At 67.3% G+C, this 13,568-nt stretch carries 17 protein-coding genes and 1 pseudogene; 6 read left to right on the plus strand and 12 right to left on the minus strand.

Going from position 1 to position 13,568, the window contains the following annotated elements:
• Nucleotides 1-95 precede the first annotated feature (95 nt).
• A complete protein-coding gene (locus ACWGI2_RS39790) occupies nucleotides 96-356 on the plus strand; it encodes a hypothetical protein (RefSeq protein WP_453700839.1) in 261 nt (86 codons plus the stop codon).
• 3 nt (nucleotides 357-359) lie between these two features.
• Here the strand turns inward: ACWGI2_RS39790 and ACWGI2_RS39795 are convergent, their stop codons facing one another.
• The 3 genes from ACWGI2_RS39795 to ACWGI2_RS39805 all read right to left on the minus strand — a co-directional run bounded on the left by ACWGI2_RS39795 (nucleotide 360) and on the right by ACWGI2_RS39805 (nucleotide 1,676).
• Nucleotides 360-695: a hypothetical protein gene (locus tag ACWGI2_RS39795; protein ID WP_453700840.1), complete on the minus strand. Its 336-nt coding sequence runs from the start codon at nucleotides 693-695 to the stop codon at nucleotides 360-362.
• Between the two features lie 3 nt (nucleotides 696-698).
• Nucleotides 699-1,163: a phospholipase A2 gene (locus tag ACWGI2_RS39800; RefSeq protein WP_453398192.1), complete on the minus strand. Its 465-nt coding sequence runs from the start codon at nucleotides 1,161-1,163 to the stop codon at nucleotides 699-701.
• Nucleotides 1,164-1,391: 228 nt separating this feature from the next.
• A complete protein-coding gene (locus ACWGI2_RS39805; protein WP_453398193.1) occupies nucleotides 1,392-1,676 on the minus strand; it encodes a hypothetical protein in 285 nt (94 codons plus the stop codon).
• A gap of 142 nt (nucleotides 1,677-1,818) precedes the next feature.
• Between ACWGI2_RS39805 and ACWGI2_RS39810 the strand changes: the two genes are divergently transcribed.
• Both ACWGI2_RS39810 and ACWGI2_RS39815 read left to right on the plus strand, forming a co-directional pair.
• Nucleotides 1,819-2,052, plus strand: coding sequence for a hypothetical protein (locus ACWGI2_RS39810; RefSeq protein WP_453398194.1), 234 nt, complete (start codon nucleotides 1,819-1,821; stop codon nucleotides 2,050-2,052).
• A 299-nt stretch (nucleotides 2,053-2,351) separates the two neighbouring features.
• Nucleotides 2,352-2,879, plus strand: a complete 528-nt coding sequence (locus tag ACWGI2_RS39815; RefSeq protein ID WP_453700841.1) for a transposase — start codon at nucleotides 2,352-2,354, stop codon at nucleotides 2,877-2,879.
• Between the two features lie 125 nt (nucleotides 2,880-3,004).
• On the opposite strand, the gene ACWGI2_RS39820 is transcribed toward ACWGI2_RS39815, so the two are convergent.
• The 8 genes from ACWGI2_RS39820 to ACWGI2_RS39855 all read right to left on the minus strand — a co-directional run bounded on the left by ACWGI2_RS39820 (nucleotide 3,005) and on the right by ACWGI2_RS39855 (nucleotide 9,233).
• A complete protein-coding gene (locus tag ACWGI2_RS39820; RefSeq protein ID WP_453700843.1) occupies nucleotides 3,005-3,568 on the minus strand; it encodes a type 1 glutamine amidotransferase in 564 nt (187 codons plus the stop codon).
• Nucleotides 3,569-3,581: 13 nt separating this feature from the next.
• Entirely contained in the window at nucleotides 3,582-4,385 is an 804-nt protein-coding gene (locus ACWGI2_RS39825; RefSeq protein ID WP_453700845.1) for an amino acid kinase family protein, read from the minus strand.
• Complete coding sequence (gene argC, locus ACWGI2_RS39830; protein WP_453700846.1) at nucleotides 4,382-5,437, minus strand: N-acetyl-gamma-glutamyl-phosphate reductase; 1,056 nt, start codon at nucleotides 5,435-5,437, stop codon at nucleotides 4,382-4,384. Before argC ends, ACWGI2_RS39825 begins: the two co-directional genes overlap by 4 nt.
• The gene (locus ACWGI2_RS39835; protein ID WP_453700848.1) at nucleotides 5,434-6,300 is read right to left on the minus strand and encodes an ATP-grasp domain-containing protein; all 867 of its coding nucleotides are present in this window, start codon (nucleotides 6,298-6,300) and stop codon (nucleotides 5,434-5,436) included. The genes argC and ACWGI2_RS39835 overlap by 4 nt, the downstream gene beginning before the upstream one ends.
• Nucleotides 6,284-6,472, minus strand: coding sequence for a lysine biosynthesis protein LysW (locus ACWGI2_RS39840; protein WP_453398199.1), 189 nt, complete (start codon nucleotides 6,470-6,472; stop codon nucleotides 6,284-6,286). Before ACWGI2_RS39840 ends, ACWGI2_RS39835 begins: the two co-directional genes overlap by 17 nt.
• Nucleotides 6,473-6,498: 26 nt before the next feature.
• Nucleotides 6,499-7,647, minus strand: coding sequence for an isopropylmalate synthase (locus ACWGI2_RS39845; RefSeq protein WP_453700849.1), 1,149 nt, complete (start codon nucleotides 7,645-7,647; stop codon nucleotides 6,499-6,501).
• 104 nt (nucleotides 7,648-7,751) lie between these two features.
• On the minus strand, nucleotides 7,752-8,501 hold the full coding sequence (gene dapB, locus ACWGI2_RS39850) for a 4-hydroxy-tetrahydrodipicolinate reductase (RefSeq protein ID WP_453700851.1): 750 nt from the start codon (nucleotides 8,499-8,501) through the stop codon (nucleotides 7,752-7,754).
• A 558-nt stretch (nucleotides 8,502-9,059) separates the two neighbouring features.
• A complete protein-coding gene (locus tag ACWGI2_RS39855; RefSeq protein ID WP_453398202.1) occupies nucleotides 9,060-9,233 on the minus strand; it encodes a CsbD family protein in 174 nt (57 codons plus the stop codon).
• A gap of 357 nt (nucleotides 9,234-9,590) precedes the next feature.
• Between ACWGI2_RS39855 and ACWGI2_RS39860 the strand changes: the two genes are divergently transcribed.
• Both ACWGI2_RS39860 and ACWGI2_RS39865 read left to right on the plus strand, forming a co-directional pair.
• Entirely contained in the window at nucleotides 9,591-9,716 is a 126-nt protein-coding gene (locus ACWGI2_RS39860) for a hypothetical protein (RefSeq protein ID WP_453398203.1), read from the plus strand.
• Between the two features lie 226 nt (nucleotides 9,717-9,942).
• Nucleotides 9,943-11,628: a membrane-associated oxidoreductase gene (locus ACWGI2_RS39865; protein WP_453700853.1), complete on the plus strand. Its 1,686-nt coding sequence runs from the start codon at nucleotides 9,943-9,945 to the stop codon at nucleotides 11,626-11,628.
• Nucleotides 11,629-11,657: 29 nt separating this feature from the next.
• Here the strand turns inward: ACWGI2_RS39865 and ACWGI2_RS39870 are convergent.
• A pseudogene (locus ACWGI2_RS39870) lies at nucleotides 11,658-12,381 on the minus strand (IS5 family transposase).
• An 877-nt stretch (nucleotides 12,382-13,258) separates the two neighbouring features.
• On the opposite strand from ACWGI2_RS39870, the gene ACWGI2_RS39875 reads away from it, so the two are divergent.
• The gene (locus ACWGI2_RS39875) at nucleotides 13,259-13,480 is read left to right on the plus strand and encodes a hypothetical protein (RefSeq protein ID WP_453700854.1); all 222 of its coding nucleotides are present in this window, start codon (nucleotides 13,259-13,261) and stop codon (nucleotides 13,478-13,480) included.
• Nucleotides 13,481-13,568 lie beyond the last annotated feature (88 nt).

Genomic DNA, 13,568 nt, shown 5'->3' on the forward strand with positions numbered 1-13,568 from the left:
CCCGTGGCCAAGGCCCGCACCGGATCCGGTGGGACACAGCCGGTGCAGGCCTTGGCGCGCCCCCAATCCAGTCAAGCCAGAAAGGCCCTCGTCTCGTGTCCGCGCGCCTGCGAGCCCTCTTCATCGTCCTGGCCGCTCTCGCCGCCACCGCGCTGCCCACCATCGCCGCCTTCGCAGCCCAACCGCACGCGCCCTCCACGGTGCCGCACAGCACCCCGCGCGAAGAGATCCAGCCCGCCACCAACATCGCCGGCCAGATCGCCCGCAAGAGCGCCCAGCGATCCACCGGCAAACCCCTGGGCCTCATCCCCGAGCAGACCGCCCGGGCCATCGCCCTCAAAGCACCGCTGACCTGACCCTCAGTGCTCGCCGGTACGGCGGGACCTGAACCAGGCATAGCCACCCACCCCGGCGATCAACACCACGCCGCCCCCGACGTAGCCGAGGTTGACGCCGTCGTTCGTACCACCGGCCCCGGCGTGCGAACCCCGCGTGGGATGCGGACGCGGCGGATGGGGCATCACGCCTCCGGCCACGTTCAGCGTGTAGGAGGAGACACCGCCCGCGCAGTCCACGTCCACGTTGTACTCGCCCGCCTCCGCGCTGCCGCGGACCGTGGCAGTGCCGGTGTAGAAGCCGGCACTGCCCGTCGACAAGGTCACCTTCTCCTGCCCGAACGCTGCCTTGTGCAACATTCTTTAGGCGTAGAAGGCCTTGTGGCCACCGATGCGGACTGCGTCGTAGAACGCATGGGCTGCACCGTGGCACGCTTTGTTGCGGATGAGGCCGGGCCTGTGCTTGTCGCACAGACGGCGCATCTCGGCGAGGAACCGCTCATCGACTTGCTGCTTACGCGGACCTGTCGGGTCAAGGCTCAGGTGTTGGTTGCGGGTGCCGTAGTTGCGGTAGCCGAAGTCGTGCAGCTTGCACGCGGGGGTGAACAGCTTCATGTAGGGGGCCATCCCGCCCGGCACAGAGCACCCATCGTTTGACCAGTCGTAGGGCGCCACTTGCTGTGTCTGCTCGAACTCCTCGACCGGAAGGGCCAGGATCTGGTCGGCAGCTGGGAGCAGTTCAGGATTGCCGACGGCCGCGGCGGGCGGCGCGAGAGCGAGCAGAGCAGTCGTGAGGGTGATGGCAGCCGTCTTGGCGAAAGTGCGCACGAGGGGGGCTCCTCCTGGTCGTTGTCCCAGGTGAACCAGCCCGGTACGCGTTAAGGCACGCCCATGACCTCCCCGCCACCCGTCTGGACGCGGCGAACGCCCTCCCTACCCCCGGCGGTCCCGAACAGCCTCAGCTGAGTAGCGCGGACAGCCGGGACATGCCAGGTTCTCGGCTGCGCGTCCGGCTGATCTCAGCTCTCTCCACGCCGCCTGACGGTGGCAGCGCCCCTACAGAGGGGCAAAGTCACTGCCTGGCCGCAAGCTCTCCTCTGTCATCTCCATGGTGTAGCCGCCATGATCTTGCATACCGGAACCACCCCTCCCAGCAGCAGTGAGCGTCGACAGCTTGCCGTTGTCACTGGTGAGGGCCGTGGATGACATCGCGGTGCCGATGTAAGGCCCGTTGCCGGTTGACTCGATGTAAGGCCCGTCGTCTGCGGTGGACGAGGCGGCGCCTGCCAGGATGGCCGCCGTGGTAACAGCGACGGTGGCGAGCACTGTACGGAGGCGCATGGGCGTCACTTTCTGAGTCGTGATGTGTTCAGCATCGTTCTCCGCGTGAGCTTCCTGCCTGGAGCAACAGCTTGATCAACTCGAATGCAGCCGGGTCTACGTCCACATGGCTCATCCCTTCCACGCCTGCAAGGAGGTCATCGTGGCCTTCAATCCGCCCTGGTCAACGATGTTGGCCGCCTCGTGCCGCTCCGGTGCTTGGTACCGCCGGGCCATCCCGCTAGAGGCCACACCCCCGCAGCAGGACGAGGTCGCCGTGCTGCGCGACCTTGCCGACGGCTACGGCCACCAGAAGATCGACCACCCCTGCCCCCGGGCCGCGACGAGAGCAGACCGGGATCGAACACGGGCGTATCGCACGGGTGCGCCCACATGAGGAGGCTCACCTGGCCCTCCTCGTAGAGGATGCCCAGCAACGCCGGATGGGCGAGTCAGGGCTTCCAGATACGTAGGAAAGCGGCGATCCGCGCATGTGCAACGCGGGTTGTTCAGTTTGTGGGCGAGCGCGGGGTTGGGCCATCTGTCGTTTCACGGAGTACGGGTACTGAGGTTGAGTGCCACGGGGTCCGAGACGCCTGGTGCGGGAGGCTGGGTTAAGGAGACCTGGCCATCGGCAAAGCCACCGCGGCGGCGCTCGGGGCCTGGCTCGTCTTCGAGGACGAAGCCGCTGTCACGATGACGTCGCATCGTGGACGCACCTGGGCGCCGAAGGGGAAGACCCCGGTGGTCCGGTTCAATGGCGCCTCCCGCGGCCGAGTGACCCTGGCCGCACTCGCCTGCTACAAACCCGGCGAACGCAGCCGGCTCATCTACCGGCCACGGATCCAGGGCCACCACCTGGGCGCTCAACGAGGCTTCACCTGGCAGAACTATCGTGACCTGCTCGTGCGCGCTCATCTCCAACTCGGCGGCCCCATCGTCGTGATCTGGGACAATCTCAACGTCCACCGCAGTGCCGGAATCCGCGACTACGCAGCCGAGCACGACTGGCTGACCATCATCCAGCTCCCTTCGTACGCACCGGACTTGAACCCCGTGGAAGGGGTGTGGTCTCTTCTGCGGCGGGCCATGACGGCGAATACCGTCTTCGCCAGCCGGGACCGCCTCGTCCGGGCCGTCCGCAGCGGCCTGAGACACATCCAGTACACACCACCCCTCATCGATGGTTGCCTGGAGGGCACTGGCCTGTCTTTCACGACGTAACACTCCCCGACAACTCATCGGAGAGGTCAGTAGGACCTCTTAGAGCTTGGTCGCCCCTGCCAGTCTGCGTCTTCCGTCACATTGCCTCCCCGGGGCAGATCCAAAGGCCATGGCTACTGCTTCAGCTACTGGTAGAAGTGAGTGAAGCCTCGCAGGATTTCCCGGCCGTGGTCCCGGTATTCCAGGTGGGCCTGCGAGCCGATGAGCCGGCCGTCGTCCGAGCGGAGGAACTCCACGGGCGCCTGCTGGGAGCGGCCTATGACGCGGAAGCCGGGTGGGGGCGTGCGCAGGTAGAGGGTGTGCCGCTGGAAAAGCGTCACGGTCGGCTGCACGTGGGCGAAGAGCGGTTCCTGCGGGTCGACCTGTACCTCGCTGCGCCCCACGCGCTGGGGCCCGGGAAAGAGGCGACTGCCTGCGGCGACTGCGAGGATCTGCATGCCGCCGCAGATGCCGAGTACGGGGACGTCGGTGCCCCTGATGAGGTTGATGAGGGGTGTGTAGTGCTCACGATCGTGGGCGCGCACCTTGGTGCCGCTCAGCACGATTGCCTGGTAGCGGCCTTCGAGTCGTGCGGGCACCGAGGCCGTGTCCACGGTGGCCGTCGTCGAGCCCAGTTCTTCCAGGCATCTGCGTAGTTGGGGTAATGACAGCGTTCCGTTGTCGACGACCAGGACGTGAGGGCTAAGCACGTGTCTGGCCTCCTCAGGATTGAGTGATGACAGTTCCGGTGTGGGAAGCAAGCAGGGCGGTGAGGGTTGCGTTGCCGATGACGACCCGCCCCACGCCATGGTCCGCGGCTTCGCATGCGGCCCGCAGCTTCTTGCGCATTCCGCCGGTGGTGGCTTTGTCGCGAAGGCTGATCGCTGCCTCTTTGGTGATCTCACGTACTGGCTGCTGGTCGACGATCAGGTGGGGGACATCAGTGACGAGCACCAGATCTGCGGCGCCAATCCCTCCGGCGATCGCGGCCGCCGCCCGGTCGGCGTCGGTATTGACCTCCCGGCCGGCCGAGTTGCGCGCCAGTGGCGTCACCACCAGAACATGGCCCGGCTGGGTGTGGTCCAGCATGGCGGCGCTGATGCCCGTGGGCGGACCGACGAGGTTCTCCAGCTCGATGAGCTGCCTGTCCTTCCACCACAGCCGCTCCCCCGGTCCCGCGCTGATCAGCCCTCCGCTGCCGACCAGCCGCTCCACAGTGACACCGCGCTGTGTGAGCTGTCGCCTCATCTCCTCATACATTGCCGAGCTGACGGTCTTGATGTCGTCGAGGACACTCGGTGTGGTCCAGCGGCTCTGGTTGCCGTACCGATCGCGCAGGATCGCCGAGGGCCGCCGGTGGCGGGGGTCGAGCCGCTGTAGTGGGCGGGACCAGCCGTGGACGAGGATCAGTGGCCGCTCCTGCGCCTGGTGGGCCAGGTCGTCCCACCACCGGCCGTCGAGCAGATCGACGCAGCTGCCGCCGAGTTTGACGACGATCGTCGGCGTCCGCTGGGGCGTCGCGCTCATGCGGGCATCACCGGCTGCATCGTCAAACCCGTCTCCTCAGGAAGGCCGAACCGGCGGTTCGCAGCCTGCACCGCCTGGCCTGCCGCTCCCTTGACGAGGTTGTCGAGTGCGGCAAGGACGACGATGCGGCCGCCGTCCTCGTCGACGAGTGCCGTCACGTCACAGAAGTTGGATCCGAGCACCGCCTGCGGATCGGGCACCGGAATCCGCGTCTCGGTATGCCGCCGCGGGCGAACGAACGGGTGCCCCCGGTAGAAGCGAAGGTAAGCTCGCTGGAGTTCACGTTGACTGACGGTTCGGTCGGTGAACACGTAGAGGCTTGCGAGCAGGCCCCGCACGGTGGGGACGCCGTATGCCGACATACTCAAGGAGCCGATCGATCCGGGCTTCGTGCGCCGAAGGAAATCGGTGACCTCTGCGGCGTGCCGGTGGCCGGTCGGGGCGTACGGCGTGATGGCTGCACTGCGCCAGGGATGCAGACCGGCGGTGCGCAAGTGCAGACCGCTGCCGCTGGACCCGCTCTTGGAGTCCACGAGCACCATCTTCAGTTTCAGGCTCATGCCAAGAATGAGGGGTGCCAGGCCCAGGGTGATCGCGGTCGCGTGACAGCCGGGAAGCGAGATCAGCGCGGCTCCGTCCAGCTGTTCACCGACCAGTTCCGGCACGCCGTATACGGAACGGTCCAACAGGTCCGCGGGGCGCTCCACTTTCGGGTACCAGCGGTCATGGAGTCGTTGGGTGCGGATGCGGAAGGCACCGCTGAGGTCGATGACAGCCGGGAGCCGGTCCGTGAGCAAGGCGGCCAGATCCGCCGAGACCGGAGCGGGGGTGGCCAAAAAGGCCACGTCGAGGTGAGCGGTGGCCGCCTCGGTGACCGGCTGGACCGTGAGGGCAGGGTCGATCCGCATGCCGGGGTGCAGTTCGCCGACATGCATGCCGACGCTCGATGAGCCGCCCAGGAACGTCAGTTCCAGGGCGGGGTGCTGGGTGAGCAGCCTGATGAGTTCGCCCCCGGCGAGTCCGGAGGCGCCGATCACCCCTGCCCGGATCATGTGCACACCTCTCGGACGTGGTGGGCGATGGCCGAGGGGATGTCCACCCCGGTCACCGTGGCCAGTGCTCTGAAGCCTGGGGTGTGATTGACCTCGTTGACCAGGTAGCCCTCAGACGTACGGAAGAGGTCAACTCCATAGATTCCGGGGCCCAGTACGCACACCACATCGTCGAGAAGCTTGCGCAGGTCGGGGTCGTGGGCCACCGCACGGACACGGTGGCCCAGCGCCGCGTTGCTGCGCCAGTCGGTGCCATCGCCGGCGAACTCGACGGCGCCGACCAGTTCGCCGCCCACGACCATGCAGCGCACGGAGTTCTCGCCCAGGTACGGCTCCACCAGGCACGCCTGCTCGAAGGCGTGCCCGAGGTCCTCGACATAGTCGTACACGGAAGGAGCTGTGTCGGCGTCCCGGAGCAGGGTGACCCGTCTGCCCATGCCGCCGAAGACGGGTTTGAGGACCAGGGGCAGCCTCATGTCCCGCAGGCAGCGTTCGAAGTCCTTGCGCGAGAGCACGAGCCGGAAGTCCGGGACGGTGATGCCGGCGCTACGCAACACGGTGCGCAGCACCGCCTTGTTCTGACAGACCTGGATGGCTCGGGCGGTGTTCAGGGTGGGAATCCCGGCGGCCTCGGCGAGGGTGGCGATGAGCCCGCCGCGGGTATAGCTGCGGCTGCGCATCAGCACCGCGTCGTAGCCCGCGAGCGGCGGGGCGTCGGGGTGCCCCAGGCACATCGACTCGTCGTTGACCCATTCCAGGTGCAGACCGAGCGCCGGCGCGGCGGTGATCAGCCGGCGTTCCTCCCAGCCGATCCGGTCCGCGGCGACGGCAATGGTGCGCCACACGTCACTGGCCCCAGTCACGGAGCTGGGTCTCTACCATGAGCAGGGTCATACGACCGGCCTCGCTGATCTCCTCGATGCGCAGGGTGAGCATGCACTCGGGGCAGACGAAGGTCTCTCCTGGGGCCATCGCAGGTACGGTCAGGTCCATCTCGCACTCAGGGCACGTACCGGCGAGCATGTGGCTCGTCATGGGGAGCTCCAGGGGTCGTGTGACGGTCAGGAGGTCGAAAAGTCGGCGGCTGCACCGCGGATCGCGTCCCGGTCGAGGACCGAGTGCCCCTGGTGTGCCTGCCGCTCGGTGAGCCAAGTGGTGAAGGCGTCGATGTCCACTTGGATTCCTGAATCGCTCAGCGCCCAGGCGACCAGGGCCGGGGTGAGCCGGCTGCGCACTCGTAATCGACGCCTGTTGCCGACGAGTTCCGCGGGCAGGGTCTCGTACGCCTCCGGATGCGTGAGCTGGCCCGGCAACTCGTAGGCGTATGAGTGGGGGGTGGCCGGACCCGGTTGGAAGGCGTCACCCAGACCAGAGCTCTTGAGCGTGCGCTGGGTAAGTTCGGTGAGGTGGGTCAGGTCGAAACGGCTGTCCGCGCACAGGACACGCAGGGCGGTGAGCACTTCGGCCAGGGGCGTGTTGCCGCCGCGCTCGCCGATGCCGCCGACGGTCGCGGAGATCCATCGGGCACCGGCTCGAACAGCGGCCAGGGAGTTGGCGACGGCCATGCCCAGCATGTTGTGCGAGTGGATCTCGACCTCGGAGCCGTCGATCGCCACGAGCTGCTCGATGATCTCCTGCATGTGCCAGGGCGAGAGGCACGCGACGGTCTCGGCGAGCCGGAAACGGTCAGCACCGGCCTGGAAACCCGTCGTCACGTACGGGATGAGCCGATCCGCGGGGGTTCGTGCGCCGTCCTCGCCACTGAAGGTGACGTGGAAGCCGCGCTCCTTGGCCTGGGTGATCGCCGAACGAGCCAGCGCCTGCAGGAACTTGAGGCTGCTCGAACCGAGTTTCAGCTCGGCATGCCGCTCGGAGGTGGGAATGGAGCACATGACATGGCGCACCCCCAGACGCTCGGCCTCCGAGAGGGCGCCTGCTACCTGCCGACGATTGCGGACGACGAGGAGTGTCATGCAGTGCTCGGGGCCGACACTCTCATGCGTGGCAAGGATGAGGTCCGCGTCCTTGGCTCCCGAGCCCGAGATCATGCCCACCTCGACCAGTTCGACTCCGGTCCTCACCAGGAGGTCCGCGATGGCTGCGGCGTCCTTCGAGCCGAACTCCACGCCGGCCATGTGGGCCGAGTCCCGCAGTGTGGCGTCGGATATGTGCGTCGGTCCGGGTGGGTTGTCATGCCGTCCTGTTGCCATGTGCTTCCCCCTTCAGACGGTCTGCGTTCAGGTGCTCACGTGCTTTTGCCCGCCTGCTTCCCTGAGGTGCGCGAACGGCTGTCGGCCTCCTGGCAGCGGCCCCCTCAGTCCAGGTCCATGAAGGACTCCAGCCCCAACGTCAGCCCAGGAGTCGAAGCGATCCGACGTACCCCGAGCAGAAAGCCGGGCGTGAAACAGGCGCGGTCTATGGAGTCGTGCCGAATCGTGAGGGTTTCGCCCGTCCCACCGAAAATGATCTCCTGATGGGCCACGAGTCCGCGCGCCCGCACGGCGTGTACCGGCACCCCCTCCACGTCTGCGCCGCGAGCACCGGCGAGAGCTGTGGTCGTAGCGTCCGGCTGGCCCGGGTTGCCCGCCCTGCGGCGTGCGTCGGCGATGAGCTGAGCGGCGCGGACAGCGGCGCCGCTGGGAGCGTCGGCCTTGTCAGGGTGATGCATCTCGACGATCTCCACGGACTCGAACCAGCGGGCCGCGTGCTGGGCAAGGCGCACGGTCAGCACCGCGCCGACCGAGAGAGGACCGATGAGCATGCCCGTCCGCGGCGAGTCAGCCAACCAGCCTCTCAGCGTGTGCAGTCGCTCCTCGGTCCAGCCGGTCGTACCGACCACCGTGTGCATATGGTGGCGAACGCAGAACTGCAGGTGGTCCATGACCGCGTCCGGGTGGGTCAACTCGACAACGACCTGGGCCGCTGCCCGCGTGAGGCTCTGAAGGGGGTCGGTGCGCCCCAGGGCAGCGACCAGTTCAAGGTCGCCGGCGGATTCAACGGCCTTCGTCACCTCGCGACCCATGCGGCCGGCAGCGCCGATCACTCCGACTCGGATGGCGCTCATCCCGTTCCTCGTTTCTCTTGACTGCTGAAGGATCGGTGCAGGCCTACCGGGTGCTGCTCGCAGCGGATGAGACTGCCGGGAGCGTACGGTCGGCAGGTCTCGAAGGGTGAACCGACGCCGACCGCCGCGGCGCCACGGGCCTCAACTGAATCGCGGCGGGCAGTGAGTCGGACGCCCACGTCGTGGCACGGGAATGAGGAGTGAGAGGCCTGTCCCAGGGAAATGAACGTGCGCAGGAACGATGAGGGTGGCGCATGGGGCATCGCCAGTGACGTGTGCTTTCGTCAGAGGCGGGTGATTCGTCGCAGCGCGCACGACCGTATCCCGATGTTCTCCCCTCCCTCCTACCGCACACCCAAAGCTGCCCATTGTCAGCCGAGATCACCCGGTGAATCCGAAGCACCGCGGAAACATTGGCGCAAAACGACTCCGCAGTGGTGACAGGCATACCGCGTACCGCGTGCAGTGCCAGTGGGGCACCCGGGGCAGCTCCGAAACAGGGGACGGGCCCCCTCCCTGGCGGGGAGGGGGCCCGGCGGCGTCTGCCAGGGCCGGTCGCTACTCCCTGAATGCGTCCTTGACCTTCTCGCCGGCGTCCTTGAGGTTGCTCTTGACCTGATCCGCCTTGCCCTCGTTCTCCAGGTCCCGGTCGTCGGTAGCCTGCCCGAACTTCTCCTTGGCCTGGCCGGCGAGCTCGTCCGCCTTGTTCTTCGCCTTGTCTGCGGCACCCATGACTGACTCCTCGGTCGCGATGGCTCAGAGGCGTGGACACGCCTCGTCACTCACCCTCATTCGAGGCGGGCTGCCCGGCTGGGTGGATTAGCCCAGGTAGCGGCACGAGCACCGAGGCGTGAGGGCGCTTGGGGTGCGGGCCGTGCCGATGTGCGCTTGCCGGTCGGCGGCCTCCAGGGGCGGACTGACATCTGCCGTGCGTGCCCAGGACGTACAAGGGCAGCAACGTGCGGTGGACGCAATCACCGACCTCGCCGAGGCCGCGCTCCGTGGGTCCGGCGACTCAGGAGACGGCCTACGGGCCCCGAGCCGAGCGCCCGCCTGCTGGACGCCCAGAGCGTCAAGACCTCCGCCAACGTGTCCGCAGTCGGCGCTGCCGCGTCCGGGGTCGTCGGCCGGAGGCTCGCCGACCTCGATGCCGAGATCGACCGGCTGGCCAGACTCCGCGAGAACCTCGCACGGCGGGCTGCCGGAGACGACTGACGGCGGCCGTTCCCTCGCACCACCCGATGTCCCATCGAAGTGCATCTCTCAGATGGCAAGCCGCTGACCTAATGTTGGTGGCACGTTGATTGAGAACACCAGGCCTCAGTGTTCGCAACTGACATGGCTCTCGTGGAACCGTGCTGATGGACGGGACAGCTCTGTTGATCGTGGTGAACCCGTAAGCCCGTTGACAAAGACCGACCCGCGTGGCCACAGTCGCGCGATGGAGATCGATGAGCTGACCCCGGCCGAACTGCGGGTCTGGCAGGCGTTTCCGCGCGGGACCGAGGTCAACTTCCGTACGACCCCCGACGAGGAAGCCACGGCCGGGAACACCTGGGGGCCCGAACGCACCGTGCGCGCAGCGGTGTTGCGCACTTTGCTGCTCAACGGGCCTCGCACGGCAGGCGAGACCGCCGTCCTCAAGGTGACGGGAGCCCGGATCACGGGCCGGCTCGACCTCCAGTACGCGGCCGTCGACTGCCCCATCCACCTGTGGGCCTGCTACTTCGAGGAAGAAGTCGACCTGTACGGCGCCCAGTTACGCCGCCTTAGCCTCGGCGTCTCCGTCCTGCCGTCGCTGCATGCCACGGCGCTCAGACTCGACGACTCACTGCGCTTGACGCTGTGCCGGGTGCGCGGCCCCGTACGCCTGGCCGGGGCGCGGATCACGGGGGCGCTCTTCCTGGACGGTGCCCGCATCGGCGAACCGGCCCAGGGGGCCGACGCGACCCCCGCGCCGTTGCCCGACGACACCTCCGTCCCGCCCATACCACCTGTCCCGAACCCGCGTCGCGAGGACGTCCTGCAGCTCAACAGCGCCGTGATCGAGGACCACCTCTCGGCACGCGGCCTGACCGTGCACGGCACGCTCCGTCTGTACGGCGCAAGCATCGCGGGCGCCCTCGACCTCGACGAGGCGCAGCTCGACTGTCCCGCGGGCGTGGCCCTGCGCGGCACTGGCCTGGCGGTTGGCTCCGACCTCAATGCCCGGTACCTGACGGCGAACGGCGAACTCTGCCTCAAGGGAGCGACGATCGCGGGCACGCTCGCCCTCAGCGACGCGCGGCTCGACAACCCCACTGACACCACCCTGCATGCCTCGACGCTCAGCGTCGGCGCGGATCTGAACGCGATGCGGCTCGTCTCGAACGGCCGGATCAATCTGCGCGGCGCGCGCATACCAGGCCAGCTCAATTTTGCCTACGCAACGCTCGCCCGCCCGGGCGGTGTCGCTCTGCGAGCCAGCAGCCTGGTCGCCGGTGAACTCTGGTTCCGCGAGGCCCGGCCCATCCAGGGCATGGTCTCACTGCGCCGCTCCCAACTGGATCTCCTCCACATCGCCCCGGAGACCTGGCCCGACGAGATCCGGCTCGACGGCCTGACCTACACCACGCTCGCCCCGCACGAGCCGGCCGAACGCCGGCTGGCGCTGCTGCGGCGGGACAGAGACGGCCACGTCCCGTTCTCGTACGAACAACTCACCGCCGCCTACCGCCGGATCGGCGACGACGACGCGGCCCGCACGGTCCAACTCGCCAAACAGCGTCGACACCGCGCAACTCTGTCGCCTTACGCCCGCCTGTGGGGCTACGTCCAGGACGCTACGGTCGGCTACGGCTTCCGCCCCGTCCGCGCGGCCTCCTGGCTGTTCTCACTCCTGCTGATCGGCACACTCGCCTACACAGCCGAGCGCCCCCGCGCCCTGAAACCGGACGAGGCCCCGACCTTCAACTCGTTCTTCTACACACTCGACCTTCTGCTGCCGATCATCGATTTCGGCCAGGAACATGCCTATACGCCGACCAGCCCCGGACTCCAGTCGCTGGCCTACGCCCTGATCATCATGGGCTGGGTCCTCGCGACGACGATCGCGGCGGGCGTCACCCGCACGATCAGTCGCCAATGACGAGGAACTGCCGCGACTTGCTGATGGTTTCAATATGAGGTTCGGAGTCGTCTCAAGCAGATGATGCTGCAGGCGAGTTGGAGGAGACCCAGGTGGAGGTCTGCACGCATCTCGTAGCGGATCCGCAGCCGTTTGAACTGGTGCAGCCAGGCAAATGTGCGCTCTACGACCCAACGGGTCTTTCCCAGGCCGGAGCCGTGCGTGATGCCTTTACGAGCGAACTTGGGTGTGATGCCTTAAGCCCGGAGAAGACGGCGGTATTTGTCGTCGTCGTAGCCACGGTCGGCGAACAGCCGGTCTGGCCTGTAACGCGGCCGCCCACGGACACCGCGGATGCGGGGTATCGCATCGCATCCAGCAGGGCATCAGCTGGGTGATGTCGTGGCGGTTCCCTCTGGTCAGGGAGGCGGAAAGGGGGGGTGCCGTGCCGGTCGACGATCAGGTGGTGCTTGCTGCCGGGCCGGGCCCGGTCGACCGGCGAAGGTCCGGTGTGACCCCCCCCTTTCAGAGCCCTCACGTGCGATCCGTCGATCGCGGCGTGGTCCATGTCCAGCAGACCCGCCGCACGCAGCTCGGCCAGCAGCACCTCGTGCGGTTGCGGCCAGCACCAGCCTCGGTCCAGTCCCACAGGCGCTCGCCGCCAGGCCGTCACGCCACTGCAGCCGACGTGTTCTGCGGGAACCGAGGCGGCCGAGCAGGTAAGAGCGGGGCCACACGTTCCCACAAGTCATCAGGAACAAGTTCGGCAGCCACCCAACAGATCCTGCCGACACAACACCCAACTGCCAAGCCCCACAACGAATGTCAATCTGAAACGGTCAATTATAGATAAGATGAAGCGAGGGTGGCCCCACCTCGTCGGTCGGCCAAGGCAGAGGGGGAATCCCATTGGTGCTTATACCGGTTCTCTACCTTGGCCTGTTTCTTCTCTGGATCACGATTCCGCTCATCAGTACGCGGGAAGGGCAGGTCGGGGTACTGCTGCCCTATGGCCATGTCGCCATCAGCGCAGCAGCGATAGTCTGCGCTTACGCGAGCGGCTCCGGCCTGGGCCCTCTCACCGCATTCATCCTCGCGCCCGGCGCGCTCGTCGCGTTCGTCCGAATCCTGCTGCAGCGAGCGTTCCGGTCCGGACGGCATTCGGGAATCTAGTTTCTTATGAGTCTCCGGTGCGCTCCGCAACGCTCCCTCAATCGCGCCGGCAGAGCCAACGCATTCACGACCACCTGGTGGAGGTACCGGCCTTCCGGGCTGCACGCACGTACGGCGAGCAGCAGGCCGTGTGCCGAAGAGAGGGTCCCCGACATCATCGATCACGACAGCTCAGCTGTTTGGCGAGGCATCAGGGAGGCTCGCACCACTGTCGAAGACCGGGCGCGTCCTGTCTCTACGCCGAACTGGAGAAGCAGCTCCCGCAGCTGGCTGAAGAGATCACCGCGCAGCCCAAGTGTGACGAGGCGCGGACCGTCGAGGTACGCAAGATCCGTGCTGGTGACTACCTTCAGCAGCGCTCCGGCGGCTACCGGATGCCGCCGCGCACCCTGAACCTGGCTGTTCGCAGAGCCCCTCATGCCAGCAAGCAGCGACGGCCCGGTCCCTCACCACCGTCCGCGTTGGCCCTCCCCATCGGATGGGGGTCGACGTCACCCGGGCCGCGCTCCCCAACGGGCTGATCTGCGGCGCGGCAGCGGACCGGATTGGCGAAGCCCTCGGCACGCCCAACGTGATCGGCGAGAAGGCGAACGTGACGTCGTTCATGGTCCGTCGGCTGGTCTGGTGGCGTGGCCTTCACCGGCACGGGCACAATGCGGAGCATGACGCGACGGGGACGAGAATCTGTGCAGGCCGCTGAGACGTTGATCGGGGCCCGCGATACCTCGCCTGTGGTCGATCCCGGTCTTCCCGCCCATGTGCGGAAGTTCTAGTACAAGACCTCGCCT

The organism is Streptomyces sp. NPDC054866, from assembly GCF_053610745.1.

Coding starts and splice junctions, on each gene's coding strand:
- ACWGI2_RS39865 (WP_453700853.1), top strand. CDS start 9,943: ATGGAGATCGATGAGCTGACCCCGGCCGAACTGCGGGTCTGGCAGGCG.
- ACWGI2_RS39875 (WP_453700854.1), top strand. CDS start 13,259: ATGGGGGTCGACGTCACCCGGGCCGCGCTCCCCAACGGGCTGATCTGC.
- dapB (WP_453700851.1), bottom strand. CDS start 8,501: ATGAGCGCCATCCGAGTCGGAGTGATCGGCGCTGCCGGCCGCATGGGT.
- ACWGI2_RS39815 (WP_453700841.1), top strand. CDS start 2,352: ATGACGTCGCATCGTGGACGCACCTGGGCGCCGAAGGGGAAGACCCCG.
- ACWGI2_RS39845 (WP_453700849.1), bottom strand. CDS start 7,647: ATGGCAACAGGACGGCATGACAACCCACCCGGACCGACGCACATATCC.
- argC (WP_453700846.1), bottom strand. CDS start 5,437: ATGATCCGGGCAGGGGTGATCGGCGCCTCCGGACTCGCCGGGGGCGAA.
- ACWGI2_RS39805 (WP_453398193.1), bottom strand. CDS start 1,676: ATGCGCCTCCGTACAGTGCTCGCCACCGTCGCTGTTACCACGGCGGCC.
- ACWGI2_RS39825 (WP_453700845.1), bottom strand. CDS start 4,385: ATGAGCGCGACGCCCCAGCGGACGCCGACGATCGTCGTCAAACTCGGC.
- ACWGI2_RS39855 (WP_453398202.1), bottom strand. CDS start 9,233: ATGGGTGCCGCAGACAAGGCGAAGAACAAGGCGGACGAGCTCGCCGGC.
- ACWGI2_RS39840 (WP_453398199.1), bottom strand. CDS start 6,472: ATGACGAGCCACATGCTCGCCGGTACGTGCCCTGAGTGCGAGATGGAC.
- ACWGI2_RS39795 (WP_453700840.1), bottom strand. CDS start 695: ATGTTGCACAAGGCAGCGTTCGGGCAGGAGAAGGTGACCTTGTCGACG.